This is a genomic window from Rhodococcus sp. YH3-3 (genome assembly GCF_001653035.1).
Lineage (GTDB): Bacteria > Actinomycetota > Actinomycetes > Mycobacteriales > Mycobacteriaceae > Rhodococcus_F > Rhodococcus_F qingshengii.
In genome coordinates, this window is record NZ_BCWH01000001.1 from 1,219,935 (window position 1) to 1,236,823 (window position 16,889).

Here is a 16,889-nt window from a genome sequence, read left to right on the forward strand (position 1 = left end):
GTTGGTATCAGACAAGAGTGAGAACTACGTCAGCCAGGGCAGGAGCTTCGCGCTCCAGTACAGAAGCTGAGATCAGGAGTCGCCCATTGTCTTTCCAGATCTGGATACTCAAGTTCTCGCCGGGAAATACGACCCCGGCAAAGCGGGCCCGAAATCCGGCTACCCGACTGCTGTCGCCGTCGAGCATGGTATCCACTGCGGTCTTGCAGACCATTCCGTAAGTACACAGTCCATGCAGGATAGGCGCTGGAAAGCCTGCCGCGGAGGCGAATTGCGGATCCGAGTGCAACGGATTCCGATCACCACACATCCGGTACAGCAAAGCCTGCTGTGGAAGCACAGGCGTCACCACTGTCTCATCTGCTTCGCGATCCGGAAGCGTAATCGACTCCGACGGACCACGTTCACCCCCGAAACCACCCTCGCCGCGGGCGAAAATGGACGAGCGAGCTGTCCACAGCGGGTTGCCCTCGGCGTCGACCGTGACGGATTCCTGCACGATCACCGCGGCCTTGCCCTTGTCCCAGACCTCGGCGATTCGAGTTGTGGTGCGGCCACTTCCACTTGCCGGGATCGGCTGATGGACAGTGACTTCCTGGCTCCCGTGGACTACCTTCGCCAGATCGATTTCGACGCCGGGGAACGACACCTTCGGTGCTTCGGTGGCGTGGAAGTTGGCGGCGACGGTGGCAAAGGTGGGTAGTACCTGAGGCTTTTCGTCGTCGAGGTATCGAAGCTCGTTCGGATCAAGCGGACGAGCACCTGCCCCCAGGGCCAAGTGGTAGTGCTGCACGTCCGACGGGGTCCACGAGAACTCTTGTGGCGCAAGCTCGGCGCCGAGTGCGATCTTCGGATCAATTGGCATGGTCGACCGCCGTCTTTTCAGCTGCAGGTGCTTCGGTTGTCTCGGCCTTCTTCGCACGCTCGACGATGTCGAGTACGGCCAAGTAACCGAAAGTCATTGCGGGACCGATGGTCGCGCCTGGTCCGGCGTAGGTGTGGCCCATGACCGGAGCGCTCGCGTTGCCAGCCGCGTAGAGGCCGTCGATGACGCTTCCGTCTTCGCGTAGTGCTCGGCCGTTGACGTCGGTGCAGATACCACCCTTGGTGCCGAGGTCACCCGGAACCATCTTGATGGCGTAGAACGGAGCCTTGCTGATTTCGGCGAGGCTGGGGTTCTTCAGTCGGGGATCGCCGTAGTACGCGTCGTAACCACTGTCACCGCGTCCGAAGTCCTCGTCCTTGCCGTTGCGCGCGAAGCCGTTGAACCGATCGACGGTTTCGGTCAGCGATGCGACGGGAAGCCCTGTCTTCTCTGCCAATTCGGCGATGGTTCCCGCCTTGACCACGATGCCGGCCTTGAGCCAGCGGCCGGGGAAGGGGGAGCGGGGAGTGATACCGGCAAACGTGTAGCGGTTGCGGTAGCGCTGATCGAGAATCATCCACGTCGGGATGTTCTCGCCGGGGCCCTCGCCCTGACCGTACTCACCGCCGTACATCGCATGGGTCGCCTCGACGTACGGAGCAGCCTCGTTGCCGAAGCGCTTGCCCGACATGTTGACCATCATGCAGCCCGGGAGGGTGCGCTCGGAGAGAGCGAACCACGGTCCGCCGGTCAGCGGAATGGACGGGCCCCACCAGGCGTCGTCCATGAAATCGACTGCAGCGCCCACTTCTTGGCCTGCGCGGATACCGTCGCCGGTGTTTGCCTTCGCGCCGACGGTCCATTCGGTGCCGATAGGTGCGCGCTGGTACTTCTCACGCATTTCCTTGTTGTGCTCGAATCCGCCGGATCCCAACACGACTCCGTGGCGAGCGCGGATGACCTGCTCCTCGCCGTCGACGATGACGTTGACGCCGCGAACAGCGCCGTCTTCGGTGTACAGGGAGGTCAGCGGGGTGTTCAGCAGGATGGGTACTCCGGCGGACTGAAGTCCGAGTCGAATACCGGCGACCAGTGCCTGGCCGCGAACCAGTAGATCCTTCTTGGTGGCCTTCGCTGCGAGGAATCGCATGCCGACCTTCATGGCGCGCAGGGGTCCGCGAGGATTGCGCATCAGCAGGTTGAGCCACTTGTAGTCGGCCTGGGTGATGACGAAGTTCTTGGGGGCCTTGACGTAGTCGGGCTCGAGGTTCTTGCGGTCGGCGCCCAACTTGTTGCCGTCGAACGGGGTGGGCTCGACACTGCGGCCACCGAGGCGTCCGCCGGGTGCTTCCGGGTAGTAGTCGGAGTAGCCGGGAACCCACTGCAGCTCGAGCGGGCTGTTCTTCAACACGAACGAGAGCATCTCGGGACCGCGCTCGAGATAGGTGTCGATGCGTTCGGGAGCGACAACGTCGCCGATGATGCTGTGCAGGTAGGAACGTGCGGCCTCCGGTGTATCGGTGACACCGTCCGCTTGAAGTGCCTCGTTGTTGGGGATCCAGACCCCACCACCGGAACGGGCGGTCGATCCGCCGTAGTGGGCGGCTTTCTCCACGATGACCACACTCAAGCCCTGGTGGGCTGCGGTCAAGGCCGCTGTCATACCTGCGGCACCACTGCCGACGACGACGATGTCGTATTCCTGCTTGCTCATGTAGAACACGTTATAGAATGATGGGGGTGTCAGTCCATGCTTTCTGCCAGGAAGTATTTCCGGACGTTGTCATTGATAACGAAACACGTTGCAGTGAGATTGAGGATGGTGCGGTGTGACCTGGGATACTTCGGTTGACGTCCTTGTGGTCGGGTTCGGTGTGGCGGGCGCCAGTGCGGCGCTCGAAGCTGTAGCGGCCGGTTCGTCGGTTTTGGCGATCGACCGAGCGCTCGGCGGTGGGGCCAGCACGATTTCCGGAGGAATCTACTACGCCGGCGGCGGCACCGTGATTCAAAAGGAAGCCGGTGTCGAGGACAGTCCCGAAGCCATGCTCGCCTACCTGAACCGCGAGGTCGGTGACGCTGTGACGCCGCAGACTCTGCGCCGGTTCGTCGACGAGAGCCCGGCGTCGATCGACTGGCTGCGCAGTCACGGCGTGCCGTTCGAGGCCTCACTCTGTCCGTACAAGACGTCGTACCCGAGCAACAAGCACTACCTCTACTTCTCGGGTAGCGAATCGGCCGGCGGGTTCCGTGACATCGCAAAACCTGCTCCGCGTGGTCATCGCGCCAAGGGGCGTGGCACGTCGGGAAAGATGCTGTACGGCCCGCTCGCGAAGTCCGCGGAGGCGAAGGGCGTCCAGTTGCTCGGCCAGACGCGAGCGGACCGGCTGATCATCGAGGACGGCCGGGTGATCGGCGTCGAAGCACTGACGCTGCGTGACGCACCGGCCGGAGTTCGTCGCCGTCACGCGACGCTCGGGTCCTTGTCCTCCAAGCCCGGCGTCTACGCACCGCAGTTGCGCACGATTCTCGACGCACTGATCGCGAAGATCGAGAAGAAGCACGCCAAGCGGATTCGTATCCAGGCACGCGGCGGCGTGATCCTCAGCGCCGGCGGCTTCGTGTCCAATCGCGAGATGATGCGTACCCATGCTCCCGCCTACAAGGGCGGTATCCCGCTCGGCACCTCCGGGGACGATGGCAAAGGCATCAACCTCGGTGTCGAAGCCGGGGGAGCCACCGACAAGCTCGGGAATGTGTCCGCCTGGCGATTCATCGTCCCGCCGAGTGCTTTTCTCGGTTCCATTTTGGTGGGTGAATCCGGTGCGCGAATCGTCGACGAGTCCCGTTACGGTGCCGCTCTCGGTCAGGCGATGGCGGAGAAGAGCAGCGGAATCGGTTGGCTGCTGGCAGATTCCGAACTCGTTCGCGAAGCGAAATCGCAGATAAGTGACCAGTCGATGTGGTTCCAGCGGGTACAGACCACCGGAATGATGCGTACTGCATTGCGTGGCAACACCATTGCCGAGGTCGCCCGCAAAGCGGGGATAGACGTCGCCGGCCTTCAAGCCACCGTCGACGCGCACAACTCCGCTGCCGCTGCCGGACAACCTGATCCGATGGGTAAACCGTCGGACTTCGTCAGGCCGATACTGTCTGCGCCGTTCACGATGTACGACGTCTCGATCAAGCCCAACATGATGAATCCGTGCCCGATGCTCACGCTCGGTGGATTGGTGGTCGACGAATCGTCCGGCATGGTGAAAAACGAGGCCGGGGAGGGTATCCCTGGTCTGTACGCCGCCGGCCGTACCGCGGTCGGTATCTGTTCCAACTCGTATGTGAGCGGCTTGTCGCTCGCCGACTGCGTATTCTCCGGACGACGAGCCGGTCAGCACGCAGCCGCATTCTCCACAGTCGGAAAGGCCTGAACGATGCTCTCGACGCAGATCCGCGGCGAACTTGCCGACCATCTTGATTCGGCGGAACGGGATCGCGCTCCGATCAGCCCGCTGATCGCCACGTATCCGGACATCGACGTCGTCGACGCCTACGAGATCCAGCTCATCAACATCCGGCGTCGTGTTGCCGGTGGCGCAAAGGTGGTCGGACACAAGGTCGGACTCTCGTCACTGGCGATGCAGCAGATGATGGGCGTAGACGAGCCAGATTACGGTCACCTGCTCGCCGAGATGGAAGAGTTCGAGAACCGTCCGGTCGACACGTCGCGCTTCTGCTTCCCGCGCGTCGAGGTGGAGGTCGCCTTCATTCTGGGAGCAGATCTGCCGGGCGCCGGGTGCACCGAACAAGACGTCATCGACGCTACTGTCGCCTATGCGCCGTCCATCGAGTTGATCGACAGCCGGATCAAGGACTGGAAGATCGGCCTCTCGGACACCATCGCGGACAACGCGTCCTCCGCCGGGTTCATCCTCGGCAAGGAACGAGTTCGCCCGTCGGACATCGACATCAAGGCCATCGACGCGGTGCTGACCTGCAACGGGGAGCGGATTGCGGAGGGGCGCAGCGATGCGGTTCTCGGTAACCCGGTCACCGCTGTCGCGTGGTTGGCGCAGAAGGTCGACACGTTCGGAGTTCGGCTCAAGGCCGGCGACATCGTTCTGCCGGGTTCGTGCACGCGAGCGATCGACGCTCATCCAGGCGACAACTTCCGAGCCGAGTTCAGCGGCCTCGGTTCCGTCTCTCTTCAGTTCACGTAGGAGTAGTCATGACCAAGGCAAGTGTGGCGATCGTCGGATCGGGAAACATCAGTACCGATCTGTTGTACAAACTGCAGCGTTCCGAGTGGCTCGAACCGCGATGGATGATCGGAATCGATCCCGAGAGTGAAGGATTGGCGCGCGCCCGCAAGATGGGACTCGAGACCTCCGCCGAGGGCGTCGACTGGTTGCTCAGCCAGGCGGAGAAACCGGACCTGGTCTTCGAGGCGACGTCGGCATACGTGCACCGCGAGGCAGCACCACGCTACGAGGCCGCCGGTATCCGTGCCATCGACCTGACGCCGGCCGCGGTCGGCCCGGCTGTGGTTCCGCCCGCGAACCTGCGTGAGCACCTGGACGCACCCAACGTCAACATGATCACCTGCGGTGGGCAGGCAACCATTCCGATCGTCTACGCGGTATCACGTGTCGTCGACGTGGCGTACGCCGAGATCGTCGCCTCGGTTGCATCGTTGTCCGCCGGCCCGGGAACTCGCGCGAACATCGATGAGTTCACCAAGACCACCAGCCGCGGTATCGAGACCATCGGCGGCGCACAGCGCGGCAAGGCGATCATCATCCTCAACCCCGCGGACCCGCCGATGATCATGCGCGACACAATCTTCTGCGCTATCCCCGAAGACGCCGATCAGGCCGCGATCACCGACTCCATTCACCGCGTCGTCAAGGACATCCAGCAGTACGTGCCCGGCTACCGGTTGCTCAACGAACCGCAGTTCGACGAACCGAGCGTCGTTTCCGGTGGCTATGCAACGGTCACCACGTTCGTCGAGGTCGAAGGCGCAGGCGATTTCCTGCCGCCGTACGCGGGCAACCTCGACATCATGACGGCAGCAGCCACCAAGGTGGGCGAGGAAATCGCCCAGAAGCTTCTGAGTGTGAAGGCATGAGCGACATGATTCATTTCGATTCGAGCTGGGACATCCGCGTCACCGACACATCGCTGCGCGACGGCTCCCACCACAAGCGTCATCAGTTCACCGTCGACGAAGTACGAGCCATCGTCGGTGCCCTCGACGGAGCCGGAGTGCCGGTCATCGAGGTCACTCACGGCGACGGCCTCGGCGGGTCCTCCTTCAATTACGGCTTCTCGAAGACTCCCGAGCAGGAACTGATCAAAGCTGCAGTCGAGACGGCGACCAACGCGAAGATCGCCTTCCTGATGCTGCCCGGATTGGGCATCAAGGACGACATCGTCATCGCACAGGACAACGGTGCGTCCATCTGCCGCATCGCAACTCACTGCACCGAGGCAGACGTATCCATCCAGCACTTCGGCCTCGCGCGTGAGCGTGGACTCGAAACAGTCGGATTCCTCATGATGGCTCACTCGATTCCGCCGGAGAAGCTGGCCAAGCAGGCTCGCATCATGGCCGACGCGGGTTGCCAGTGTGTGTACGTGGTCGACTCCGCCGGCGCACTTGTGCTCGAGCAGGTATCCGATCGCGTCGAGGCGCTGGTTCAGGAACTCGGCAACGACGCTCAGGTCGGCTTCCACGGACATGAGAACCTGGGCCTGGGCGTCGCCAATTCCATTGCGGCAGTTCGTGCGGGAGCCAAGCAGATCGACGGTAGTACCCGTCGGTTCGGTGCCGGCGCCGGCAACGCCCCGGTCGAGGCGTTTGTCGGTGTCTGCGACAAGATCGGAGTCAAGACCGGTATCGACTTCTTCGCGATCGCCGATGCAGCCGAAGACGTTGTGCGCCCGGCAATGCCGCAGGAGTGCCTGCTCGATCGTCAGGCACTGATGATGGGCTACGCCGGCGTGTACTCGAGCTTCCTCAAGCATGCCGAGCGTCAGGCCGAGCGGTACGGAGTGTCGTCCGCGGAACTGTTGGTGCGCGCAGGTAAGCGCAAGTTGGTCGGCGGACAGGAAGATCAGTTGATCGACATTGCGCTGGAACTCCAGCGCGAAGCAGCGGCTTCCTAGCCCATGGCAGACGTACTGGCCGGAAAAGTGGCCTTGGTAACCGGCGCGTCCTCAGGGTTGGGGCGCGCCGTCACCGAGATTCTCCACCGCAGGGGCGCACAGGTTTTCGGTATCGCCCGCGACAAGGAAAAGCTGCGACAGTCGATGGTCGAGGTGGTTGGCGCGGATGGAGAGCGTCGTTTCGCGGCGACGGACGTCTCGGATTCCGCTCAGTGTGATGCGGCCGTGCAAGCGTGTGTCGACGAACTCGGTGGTATCGACATCCTCGTCAACGTGGCGGGATCGCACTCGCTTCGTCATACGGCGGATATTGCGGATTCCGAATGGGCACATGACCTTGCGGTCAATCTGAACGGACCGTTCTTCGTTTCCCGAGCAGCACTGCCGCACTTGCTGGAGCGGGGCGGCAACATAGTCAACGTCTCCTCGATCGCGGGGCTGGAAGGGCAGGCGTACTCGGCTGGATACTGCGCTGCCAAGCACGGACTCATCGGACTAACCCGAGCGATGGCGATGGAGTTCACCGGAAAGTCTCTGCGTGTCAACGCAATCTGCCCCGGCGGCATGATGACTCCTCAAGTTACCGGATTCACCTTCCCCGACGGAGTCGACTTCGACCTCGTCATGAAGGTTGCCTCGCCGCGTGGCTTGATGGAAGCCGAGGACGTTGCGAAGATGGTGGCTTTCGTTGCCTCCGACGACGCCTCGGCGATACACGGGGCCGTCTACTCGGTGGACAACGGAAAAATGGCATGACCCCGTTGGTCTCGGGACCGATCTTCCAGATCTGCTGGGTGGTCGAGGAGATCGAGGCCGCCGAACAGGAGTTCACTCGGCAGTGGGGAGTGGAGCGATGGCTACGTATGCCAGACATCGCCTTTGGTCCCGAGACCACAACGTATCGAGGTGAGCCCGCGGACTATGTCGTTCACGTGTCGATCGGATATGCGGGCAGCCAACAGCTCGAGTTGATCCAACCAGTGTCCGGACGCAACCTGTACACGGAGTTCCTGGAGACTCACGGCGTCGGAGTTCATCACATGGCCTGGGTTCCAGGCGATTACGAGGCGACGTTGCTCGAGGCCGAGCGTCGCGGAATGTCGGTGGTGCAACAAGGTCGGGTAGAGGGCGCCGGCATGGAGTTCTCCTACATCGATGCCGGGCCGTTGGGTGGATACGTCGAGTTGATGAAGCTCTCGCCCGAGATTCGGTTGATGTTCGCTTCGCTCATTCCTGATTGACGGCAAACACTTTTGTGAAGTAATCGGAAACGTTCTCCGGGTGACCACGGAATCCGAGGTAGCCGTCGGGGCGAATGACCAGCGCCGCCGTACCTTCGACCTCATACGCGGCGCACAGTTGCGAGGCGTTGTCCTCGATGATCGGCACCAGCGAGTCGACGGTCACGGTTCCCGGTGGCACTATCGCGTAGACGTCCAGCAAGCCGTGCGCTGATCGAATTGCGGCGTCGGCGACCTTCTCCAAGCTGTTGATGCTCTCCGCGGATCCGTCCGAAGTCAGCAGTAACGTGTGGTCGACTCCGGACAGCAAGTCGAACAACCGAATTGGATACTGCACACCGTCTCGGCGCATTCCGCGTGCATCGGGTGCACGCTCGCCCGGTTGAACGTGTGGACTCGAAGAATTACGCCCGGTGTTCAGCGGACTCTCCGAGTAGTCGATCAACAATTGAGCCTGGCGCCGCATTGCCGTGTCGATGGAGGACTCTCCCGAACCGATTCCTTCTCGAGCATTTCGGACCGTCATCCCGACGACTTCTTCACCGACCGGCCGCCTTTCGGCGTCGTAGGTCTCGAGAAGATCCGCTTCCGCAACACCTTTGACGGCGAGCGCTATCTTCCACGCAAGATTGTGGGCGTCCTGGATCCCGGTGTTCATGCCCTGCGCGCCAGTCGGGGGATGGATGTGCGCGGCGTCGCCGGCGACAAAAACGCGTCCGCGGCTGTAAGCGTCGACGATGCGGTGGCTGATGCGGAAGACCGAGGACCATCGCAGCATCGAGGCGGTTGTCGGTTCTGGGGACAGTCTGTCGAGCACAGCCTGGATGTGATGGAGTTCAGGTGTCTTTCCGGTTGAAAAACCGTGTTGTACAGCGGCTTTGTTCGACGATTCGTCCGGCATCAACTCGTCCGGAACGAGCATCGACATGCGGTACCGCTTGTGTCCGGGAAGTGGGATGCAGACGAGTAGGTCGTCGGTGGTTCCGTCGTCGGCGGTGTGGTTGGCGCGGACGGAGTAGCCGCTGGGTATCGACCAGTCGACTTCGACGTCGCCGAGCATGTAGCTCTCGGCAAACGCGCCGCCCTCGAAGCTCAGGCCCAGCCCTTTGCGGACCACGCTGTGCGCGCCGTCGGAACCCACAAGGTACCGGGCTGTCACAGTGCTGCCGTCGCTGAGGGTGCAGGTGACGGCGTCGTCGGACTGTTCGAATGCGGTGAGGCCGACTCCGCGTTCGACGGTTGTTCCCAACTCGGTGAGGCGCTCGGTGAGGATGCGCTCCGTCGAGTACTGAGGCAGGCAGAGAAACCAGTAAGGAACGTCGTCGGGGAGGGTGAGGTCGACGCGGCCGACCTCGACGCCGTTCGTGTACATGATCTGACCGCGCATCAATGTCGAGGCGTCGAGTGCCTGGCGGAGCACCCCCATGTTCTCGAAGAGTTCGAGAGTGCGTGGCTGAATCCCGACTGCTTTCGCGTATTGCCGCGGTTCGTCGAGGGGGTCGACTATTCGACAGGAGATACCGCGTCTGCGCAGCTCGATCGCGGTGGTCAATCCGATCGGGCCGGCGCCCGCTACCAATACGTCGGTATCCATGAGGACCCACTCACGTCGGGGACAGTCGGTCATTTCAGTATGGGTACGCGAACTTTTGTTTTGGGGAAATTCGCGCAAATCGGACATCGAGAGGTTGCGTCTCGCGCCGACTGTTCGTCCGCGCACCGACTGTTTTGCGCTATTGCTCGTCTTCGAAGCCGAGCGCGATTCTCCTGCACAGAAGCGTGAGCTCGACCTCGTCGACGCGTGGCGCGTCGTCCCATGAATCGACGTCGTTCCAACTCACTGAACTCGGAGCGCCGAAAGGTCTGACGAAAACGTGCTGATGAAAGTGGGGGACGCTTAGCCCAGCGATCGCGGAGAACACGAATTCCGGAGTCAATTCCGAGTCGAGGGCACGTGAGACGCACCAGACCGCGTGTGCGATGGCGAGTGCTTCAGGTTCGGATAGTGAAGGCAACCCGGACACGTGTCGACGGGTCTCGACGAACACATATCCAGGAACCGAACGTCCGTGTGGTGGAGGGGGCCGATGGGAGACAACGACGAAGTCGTCCTCGAATATTCGAGGGCTGACGAGCGGGCCTGTTCCTCGGTGTTTGGCGCATATTGCGCACGTTGACGTCCCCATTCCACTTTTGTAGCGAGTGTGGCGCGGTGGCGGAAGATTTGCGATCAGCCCGAACGGAGGGTTCATCTAGATGTACAAATTGACATGTTTGTAAAGGTTTTACCTTGAAAATCGTTGACAAAACGCCATCATTTGTCCACTCTCTATACATAGATGTTGTTCGTGTCGCGGATTACCGCGCAGGACGCACGCACTGATCCGAACGAGAACTGGAGAATTCGATGGCTGCGTTGGTGTACACCGAGCCAGATGGTCGGCTCGCAACTTGGAGAGACCGGAAACGCTACTTGTGGCTGTTGGCGCTGATTCCGTCATCGGCAACTTTCATCGCCGTGGGGCTTGTTACCGCCACCGGATGGAATGTCTTCTGGTGGACCGGCCCACTGATCGCGTTTGCTCTCATTCCCGTCATCGACATCCTGGCGGGTGAGGACGGGAAGAATCCGCCCGACGAGGTGATCGACGAACTCGAGAACGACCGCTTCTACCGGTGGTGCACCTACGCCTATCTGCCGCTGCAGTACACGGCCTTCTTCCTGTCCTGCTACATCTGGGCGCGTTGGGATTTGAGCGTTCTCTCCAATATCGGACTCGCAGTGACGATCGGTGTGACGGCCGGAATCGGCATCAACACCGCCCACGAACTCGGGCACAAGAAGGAGAGCGTCGAGCGCTGGTTGTCCAAAATCGTTCTCGCGCAGAGCGCTTACGGTCACTTCTACCTCGAGCACAACCGTGGCCACCATGTGCGAGTGTCGACTCCGGAAGATCCGGCGACCTCGCGCTTCGGTGAGACCCTCTACGGTTTCTGGCCGCGCAGCGTCGGCGGGGGATTGAAGTCGGCGTGGCATCTCGAGAAGACCCGCTTCGAGCGTTTGGGCACCACGCACTGGAGCATCAAGAACGACGTGCTCAACGCCTGGCTCATGTCGGTTGTTCTGTTCGGTGTCGCGCTTGCAGTATTCGGGATCGGCATCGCGCCGTACCTCGTGATCCAGGCGTTCATCGGGTTTTCGCTGCTCGAAGCGATCAACTACCTCGAGCACTACGGACTCCTGCGTCAGAAAACCGCAAGCGGACGGTACGAGCGATGCACGCCGGCGCACAGCTGGAACAGTGATCGCATCTGCACCAACGTCTTCCTTTATCACTTGCAGCGGCACAGCGATCATCATGCGAATCCGACACGGCGCTACCAGGCGCTTCGCAGTATGGAAGAGGCCCCTCAGCTCCCGAGCGGCTACGCCAGCATGATCATGCTCGCCACAGTTCCGCCCCTGTGGCGCAAGGTGATGGACCACCGCGTTCTCGAGCACTACCGAGGTGACATCACTCAGGTCAACATCGCGCCGAAGAAGCGGGCCAAGATCCTCGCAGCCTACGGGGTGAACGCATGAACGCCTACATCTGCCCGATCTGCGACTACACGTACACCGAATCGACCGGCGCTGCGCGAGAAGGCTTTCCGCCCGGCACGCCGTGGTCGAGTATCCCGGACGACTGGTGCTGCCCCGACTGCGGCGTCCGCGAGAAGGTCGACTTCACCCTCGTCACGCAATCCTGATCGAAATACCCACCGGTGAAAGGAAAACCGATGTCCGAGACTGCCACTGCTTACAAATTGTTCCGCTGCCTCCAGTGCGGGTTCGAATACGACGAAGCGATCGGCTGGCCCGACGACGGTATCGAGCCGGGTACTCGCTGGGACGAGATTCCCGAAGACTGGTCCTGCCCTGATTGTGGTGCCGCCAAAGTCGATTTCGAAATGGTGGAGGTGAACCGCTGATGACAGCGGTCAGCGAGCCCGACACACGCACCGTCGTGATCGTGGGCACGGGCATCGCCGGTTCCGGTGCCGCGCAGGCCCTGCGCAAGGAAGGGTTCGGCGGCAGCATCATCCTGATCGGCAGCGAACCTGAGGAGCCGTACCGCCGCCCGGCGCTGTCGAAGGAGCTACTGTCCGGGAAAGCGTCGTTCGATCGGGTTCGGTTGCGGCCGTCGACTTTCTGGACCGAGCAGAGTATCGATCTTCGGATCGGCGCAACTGTCACGAGTATCGACACAGATTCCCGCACAGTACTTTTAGCCGACGGTGACAGCATCGACTACGACGTTCTGATTCTTGCCACGGGTGGACGGTCCCGACGGTTGGAGAACGAAGATTCCGAGCGTGTTCACTATCTTCGAGATATCGCAGACATGCGACGCTTGCAATCCCAGCTGATCGAAGGATCCTCGCTTTTGGTGGTCGGCGGTGGCTTGATCGGATCGGAGGTGGCGTCAACGGCACGCGACTTGGGTTGCAGTGTGCAGGTTCTCGAAGCGCAACCGTTGCCCCTGTCCAGGCTGCTTCCACCGTCGATAGCGGAGAAGATCGCCGCGCTGCACGCCTTGGCGGGCGTCGACTTGCAGACGGGAGTCGACCTCGAGACGCTGACGACAGGTGCCGACGGTGTCACCGCACGCGCGCGTGACGGACGCGAGTGGACAGCGGACTTGGCCGTCGTCGCAATCGGATCCTTGCCCGATACCGATGTGGCTGCTGCTGCGGGTATTGCGGTGGACAACGGGATTTCGGTAGACCGATACCTCCGGACCTCCGTCGTTGATGTGTACGCGATCGGCGATGTGGCCAACGTGCCCAACGGTTTTCTCGGCGGCATGCACCGTGGTGAGCACTGGAACACCGCGCAGGACCACGCAGTTGCAGTTGCCAAGACCATCGTCGGGAAGGAAGAACCCTTCGAATCCGTCCCTTGGAGTTGGTCGAACCAATTCGGCCGCAACATTCAAGTAGCTGGTTGGCCAGGCGCGGACGACACCGTAATAGTTCGAGGAGACTTGGACTCCTATGACTTCACTGCGATCTGCATGCGCGACGGAAATATCGTCGGTGCTGTGAGCGTGGGCCGGCCGAAGGACATTCGTGCCGTGCGAACCCTTATCGAACGCTCCCCGGACATCAGCGCCGACGTACTCGCCGATACAAACAGGGATCTGACCGAACTTGCGGCGGGTCTTGTCGCCTCACCGGTGCTCTGAGTGCACTCGTGACTTCTGTGGCTTGCGTGTCCACCGTTTTGACACCGAGCACGGGCGATGGAAATCTTCCCGATATGTCCACCGCTCGTGCCCGTGTCCCGTACCACGAGGCAGCTCGTCAACTCCTCCGTGCGTCAGCGCTCGACGCCACACGCGAACTCTTGACCGAGAAATCGTGGAACGACATCACGATGGCGCATATCGCGGAAGCTGCGGGCATGAGCCGGCAGACGTTGTACAAGGAGTTCACGTCCCGCCAGGGATTGGCGTCCGGATACCTCATCCGTTTCGTTGACGAGTTCCTCGAAGAGGTGGAACGCGAAGTAACGCTCCATCATTCGGATCCGCGGGGCGCGGTCTCGGCAGCCTTCCGTGCCTTCTTCGACGCCGGTGCCCGGGATCCGATGGTGGTCAGCATTGTCGGTCCCCGGCCGCAGCACGACCTGCTGAGCTTGGTCACCACTGACGGGACTCCGCTGCTCGAACATGCGAGCGCGAGGTTGGCCGAGATCTTCATGACCAGTTGGGCGAACGTCGACCGCATCCATGCCGAGATGTTCGGCAGCACGATAGTGCGTCTGGCGATCAGTCACGTGACGTTGTCTTTCGGTACCCCCGATCAGATCGCCGAGAACCTGGGGGAGATGTTCGGGCCGTTCCTCGATCAGGTCATCGGTTCGGGCACAGTCGAACCGAACTGAGCCGACAGGATCGATACGGTTTCCGGGCTAGGACGGAAGTTCGATCGAGCGTGATCGCCGTAGTTCTTTGGTGGGAAATATCGTCGTTATGTGTGAATCCGCGTCTCACTTCTCGGTAGCGTGCCGGGCGTAGATCGAGGTGCGATCCGCAGGGGGTGGCTCTCGTGAATTTCCGTCAACGGTGGAGGAATTCGAAGATGAAGAGCCGCAACAAATCTCGAGTGATGTCGACAGTCGCGCTAGTTGCAACATTTGTCATGGCCGGTGCAGGTGTGGCAATTGCCGACGAATCATCGTCAGGGTCTTCCGGCAGCGGATCGCTCGGTTCCTCCGGTGCGGCAGCGGTTGATCCGTTGACCTTCGACGGTTGGGGCACGTGCCCGATCGAGGATCTCGAGGTGACGACGTGCGCCAGCGTCGTAGTTCGCGGAGGGACCATGAAATTGGGCGCACTTTCGGTGCCGATCCCGGACGGAAGCCTCAAGGTTGCGGGCGGAGTGAAATACGCGACCCAGCCGGACAACAGTTTCATCGAGACGTTCGTCGCCAAGCAGGACGGGTCCAACGGGGTCTATTCCAATCCGATTTCGGTACCCGGAGGTGCTCTCGGGATCGATACTCCGCTGGGACTGACTCAGATCAGCGCGACGGTGGAATCGGTGGGAGTGCCGGATCTGAAGGTTCTTGAGCAGGAACTCACCATGCCTGTTCGATTGAAACTGTCTAATCCCTTGCTCGGTGACGATTGCTACATCGGTTCGGTTTCGAATCCGATCAACCTTCACCTGACCACAACCGGAAACCCTCCGTCGGAACCTATCGGTGAGTTCCCCGGTGCAGTGTTCCCGGCAGTCCCACATTCGGATGCGGTGTTTGCGGCGCCGGGAGCCAGCGGGTGTGGACCGCTGGGTGCGCTCAACTGGGCCGTGAATCTACGCGGGGGAGTGCCGGCGGCCAGCGGAAAGAACTCTCTCACCACGTCGAGCGACGTCTACGCGGTGGCTGCACGAAAGGTGCGACCGCCTGCCTGACGGACGCGCGGGCGCTGGAACGTAAAACGAGGGCCGACCCGTGGGTCGGCCCTCGTTCTACACAATCAGGTCAGCTGACCTCGGGATCACGCACCGTGATGGTGCCGTCCCTAACCGCGTCGGCGATGCTGTCGTGCAGTTTCGGGCATCCGTCTTTCAATGCCGACGACTGCCCGGAAGCAATTGCCTCTTTGAAGGTGTGGCAACGCAGCGCCGGGTCGGAAGTCCACTGAACGCTGGTGTGTTTGTACGTGTTCTTGCGAACCAGTACGCACGCGCCGCATGCCTTGCAGTCGACTTCCTGCAGACCCGAGTCGAGGTATTCGTGCTTGTCCTCGATCGTCTGGGCCGCGATCGCCTCGAGCCGTTCCGTTTGCCCGGCAAAGTCCGGTGCCTTGGCCCAACGAGCCCACCGTGCGTCGGTTCCGATCGAGGCGCTCACGACTAGACCTCTGCTTCCTTCTTTGCCGCTTCTGCTGCAGCTTCCTTCTCGGCCTTCTGGCGTGCGAGGTTTTCCTCGACCTCGGCGTGCCAGGCTTCGTTTGCCTTGGTGGTGTCCACCTCGAACTCGAAGCGCTGCGTCATCTTCTCGGTGACGTCGGCCTTGTCCACGTAGAACTGCTCGTACCAGCGTCGTAGCTGGTAGACGGGGCCGTCTTCTTCGCAGAGAAGGGGATTCTCGATCTTGGTCTTGTTCTTCCAGATCGCGACGTCCTGCAGGAATCCCTCGCTGATGCCCTCGGTGAACTTGCCGGCCAACTTGTCGGCCATCTCGTCGGAGACACCCGTCGGCTTCTTCACCGTCACGCCCCACTGCAGCACGAACGAGTCCGGGCTGATCGGGTAGTGGCAGTTGATCAGAACACTCTCGACCTCGTATCCGCTGTAGCTGTTCCACAGGGGATTGACCATGTACGACGGTCCGTAATACGCAGCTTCGGAGCGAAGCAGCGTGTCGCCGCCGTACTGGGAGGCCATTCCGATGTCGGGACGGCCCGTGGTGTTGAGGTACTGAGTGGCGATCTCACCTTCGAAGACGTTCTTGAAGTACGTCGGGAAGGCGTAGTGGATGTAGTAGAAGTGCGCCATGTCGACCACGTTGTCGATGATCTCGCGGCAGTTGGACCCCTCGATGACCATGGAGTTCCAGGTCCAGTCGGTCCATTCGTCGCTGTACGCGCCCTCGATACGAGGAATCACGATCTCTTCGGGCGGCGGATTGCCCTCGGGGTCGTTCCAGACGAAGAGCTGACCGTTCTGCTCGAGGGTCGTCCACGCGCGGGTGCGTGCGAGCGGAGGCACGCGGCGGGCATAAGGAATGCCGGTGCACTTGCCGTTGCCGCCCCAGCGCCAGTCGTGGAAGGGGCAGGCGATGGAATCGCCCTTGACCTCGCCTTGTGTGAGGTCACCACCCATATGACGGCAGTATCCGTCGAGAACTTTGATGTCGCCCTTGCTGTCGGCGAACACCACGAGCTTCGTACCGAAAGCCTCGATCGCGTGCGGTTTGCCGTCCTTGAAGGTCTTCAGTAGACCCAGGCAGTGCCAACCGCGGGCGAAACGAGTTTGCACCGTTCCGACGTCGATCTCGCGAATCTGCGCCATTGTGACCTCACATCCCTTCTAGCTGTTAGTAGAACACGTTATAGAACTCG

General features: G+C 61.5%; 17 protein-coding genes. 12 read left to right on the forward strand and 5 right to left on the reverse strand.

All coding sequences use genetic code 11. The features are described from left to right. Positions 1–7: 7 nt before the first annotated feature. Together YH3_RS05735 and kstD are read right to left on the reverse strand one after the other, a co-directional pair. On the reverse strand, positions 8–865 hold the full coding sequence (locus YH3_RS05735; protein ID WP_003945880.1) for a MaoC/PaaZ C-terminal domain-containing protein: 858 nt from the start codon (positions 863–865) through the stop codon (positions 8–10). After that, a complete protein-coding gene (gene kstD / locus YH3_RS05740) occupies positions 855–2,579 on the reverse strand; it encodes a 3-oxosteroid 1-dehydrogenase (RefSeq protein ID WP_007734077.1) in 1,725 nt (574 codons plus the stop codon). Before kstD ends, YH3_RS05735 begins: the two co-directional genes overlap by 11 nt. A 115-nt stretch (positions 2,580–2,694) precedes the next feature. On the opposite strand from kstD, the gene YH3_RS05745 reads away from it, so the two are divergent. The 6 genes from YH3_RS05745 to YH3_RS05770 are packed head-to-tail and all read left to right on the forward strand — an operon-like array spanning position 2,695 to position 8,274. After that, positions 2,695–4,293: an FAD-binding protein gene (locus YH3_RS05745; protein ID WP_064443102.1), complete on the forward strand. Its 1,599-nt coding sequence runs from the start codon at positions 2,695–2,697 to the stop codon at positions 4,291–4,293. Between the two features lie 3 nt (positions 4,294–4,296). Continuing rightward, a complete protein-coding gene (locus YH3_RS05750; RefSeq protein ID WP_042449395.1) occupies positions 4,297–5,082 on the forward strand; it encodes a 2-keto-4-pentenoate hydratase in 786 nt (261 codons plus the stop codon). 8 nt (positions 5,083–5,090) lie between these two features. Further along, a complete protein-coding gene (locus YH3_RS05755; protein ID WP_050655875.1) occupies positions 5,091–5,993 on the forward strand; it encodes an acetaldehyde dehydrogenase (acetylating) in 903 nt (300 codons plus the stop codon). After that, the gene (gene dmpG / locus YH3_RS05760; protein WP_007734084.1) at positions 5,990–7,033 is read left to right on the forward strand and encodes a 4-hydroxy-2-oxovalerate aldolase; all 1,044 of its coding nucleotides are present in this window, start codon (positions 5,990–5,992) and stop codon (positions 7,031–7,033) included. The genes YH3_RS05755 and dmpG overlap by 4 nt, the downstream gene beginning before the upstream one ends. 3 nt (positions 7,034–7,036) lie before the next feature. Further along, entirely contained in the window at positions 7,037–7,789 is a 753-nt protein-coding gene (locus YH3_RS05765; protein ID WP_064443103.1) for an SDR family NAD(P)-dependent oxidoreductase, read from the forward strand. Then, positions 7,786–8,274, forward strand: coding sequence for a VOC family protein (locus YH3_RS05770; protein WP_047269617.1), 489 nt, complete (start codon positions 7,786–7,788; stop codon positions 8,272–8,274). Before YH3_RS05765 ends, YH3_RS05770 begins: the two co-directional genes overlap by 4 nt. Here the strand turns inward: YH3_RS05770 and YH3_RS05775 are convergent. After that, on the reverse strand, positions 8,261–9,868 hold the full coding sequence (locus YH3_RS05775; protein WP_047269616.1) for an FAD-dependent monooxygenase: 1,608 nt from the start codon (positions 9,866–9,868) through the stop codon (positions 8,261–8,263). The two genes, YH3_RS05770 and YH3_RS05775, sit on opposite strands and share 14 nt — an antisense overlap. 813 nt (positions 9,869–10,681) lie before the next feature. On the opposite strand from YH3_RS05775, the gene YH3_RS05785 reads away from it, so the two are divergent. The 6 genes from YH3_RS05785 (at position 10,682) to YH3_RS05810 (ending at position 15,234) form a co-directional block, all read left to right on the forward strand. Then, a complete protein-coding gene (locus tag YH3_RS05785) occupies positions 10,682–11,857 on the forward strand; it encodes an alkane 1-monooxygenase (RefSeq protein WP_003945652.1) in 1,176 nt (391 codons plus the stop codon). Then, positions 11,854–12,024, forward strand: a complete 171-nt coding sequence (locus tag YH3_RS05790) for a rubredoxin (protein WP_007734092.1) — start codon at positions 11,854–11,856, stop codon at positions 12,022–12,024. Before YH3_RS05785 ends, YH3_RS05790 begins: the two co-directional genes overlap by 4 nt. Before the next feature lie 30 nt (positions 12,025–12,054). Next, positions 12,055–12,246: a rubredoxin gene (locus tag YH3_RS05795; RefSeq protein WP_050655879.1), complete on the forward strand. Its 192-nt coding sequence runs from the start codon at positions 12,055–12,057 to the stop codon at positions 12,244–12,246. After that, entirely contained in the window at positions 12,246–13,502 is a 1,257-nt protein-coding gene (locus YH3_RS05800) for an NAD(P)/FAD-dependent oxidoreductase (protein WP_058227280.1), read from the forward strand. Before YH3_RS05795 ends, YH3_RS05800 begins: the two co-directional genes overlap by 1 nt. A 74-nt stretch (positions 13,503–13,576) precedes the next feature. Then, positions 13,577–14,203, forward strand: coding sequence for a TetR/AcrR family transcriptional regulator (locus YH3_RS05805; RefSeq protein ID WP_007734097.1), 627 nt, complete (start codon positions 13,577–13,579; stop codon positions 14,201–14,203). Between the two features lie 197 nt (positions 14,204–14,400). Next, positions 14,401–15,234, forward strand: a complete 834-nt coding sequence (locus tag YH3_RS05810) for a hypothetical protein (RefSeq protein ID WP_003945441.1) — start codon at positions 14,401–14,403, stop codon at positions 15,232–15,234. A gap of 70 nt (positions 15,235–15,304) precedes the next feature. On the opposite strand, the gene YH3_RS05815 is transcribed toward YH3_RS05810, so the two are convergent. Then, positions 15,305–15,676, reverse strand: a complete 372-nt coding sequence (locus YH3_RS05815) for a hypothetical protein (RefSeq protein ID WP_003945499.1) — start codon at positions 15,674–15,676, stop codon at positions 15,305–15,307. A 2-nt stretch (positions 15,677–15,678) separates the two neighbouring features. Beyond that, positions 15,679–16,839 (reverse strand): Rieske 2Fe-2S domain-containing protein, encoded by a 1,161-nt coding sequence (locus YH3_RS05820; RefSeq protein WP_003945847.1) that lies wholly within the window; start codon positions 16,837–16,839, stop codon positions 15,679–15,681. Positions 16,840–16,889: the final 50 nt, after the last annotated feature.

Excerpts from the sequence above, each read along its gene's own strand:
- YH3_RS05795 (WP_050655879.1), top strand. The coding sequence starts at position 12,055 with ATGTCCGAGACTGCCACTGCTTACAAATTGTTCCGCTGCCTCCAGTGC.
- YH3_RS05755 (WP_050655875.1), top strand. The coding sequence starts at position 5,091 with ATGACCAAGGCAAGTGTGGCGATCGTCGGATCGGGAAACATCAGTACC.
- YH3_RS05820 (WP_003945847.1), bottom strand. The coding sequence starts at position 16,839 with ATGGCGCAGATTCGCGAGATCGACGTCGGAACGGTGCAAACTCGTTTC.
- YH3_RS05805 (WP_007734097.1), top strand. The coding sequence starts at position 13,577 with ATGTCCACCGCTCGTGCCCGTGTCCCGTACCACGAGGCAGCTCGTCAA.
- YH3_RS05790 (WP_007734092.1), top strand. The coding sequence starts at position 11,854 with ATGAACGCCTACATCTGCCCGATCTGCGACTACACGTACACCGAATCG.
- YH3_RS05785 (WP_003945652.1), top strand. The coding sequence starts at position 10,682 with ATGGCTGCGTTGGTGTACACCGAGCCAGATGGTCGGCTCGCAACTTGG.
- YH3_RS05775 (WP_047269616.1), bottom strand. The coding sequence starts at position 9,868 with ATGGATACCGACGTATTGGTAGCGGGCGCCGGCCCGATCGGATTGACC.
- dmpG (WP_007734084.1), top strand. The coding sequence starts at position 5,990 with ATGAGCGACATGATTCATTTCGATTCGAGCTGGGACATCCGCGTCACC.
- YH3_RS05750 (WP_042449395.1), top strand. The coding sequence starts at position 4,297 with ATGCTCTCGACGCAGATCCGCGGCGAACTTGCCGACCATCTTGATTCG.
- kstD (WP_007734077.1), bottom strand. The coding sequence starts at position 2,579 with ATGAGCAAGCAGGAATACGACATCGTCGTCGTCGGCAGTGGTGCCGCA.
- YH3_RS05765 (WP_064443103.1), top strand. The coding sequence starts at position 7,037 with ATGGCAGACGTACTGGCCGGAAAAGTGGCCTTGGTAACCGGCGCGTCC.
- YH3_RS05770 (WP_047269617.1), top strand. The coding sequence starts at position 7,786 with ATGACCCCGTTGGTCTCGGGACCGATCTTCCAGATCTGCTGGGTGGTC.
- YH3_RS05735 (WP_003945880.1), bottom strand. The coding sequence starts at position 865 with ATGCCAATTGATCCGAAGATCGCACTCGGCGCCGAGCTTGCGCCACAA.
- YH3_RS05800 (WP_058227280.1), top strand. The coding sequence starts at position 12,246 with ATGACAGCGGTCAGCGAGCCCGACACACGCACCGTCGTGATCGTGGGC.
- YH3_RS05810 (WP_003945441.1), top strand. The coding sequence starts at position 14,401 with ATGAAGAGCCGCAACAAATCTCGAGTGATGTCGACAGTCGCGCTAGTT.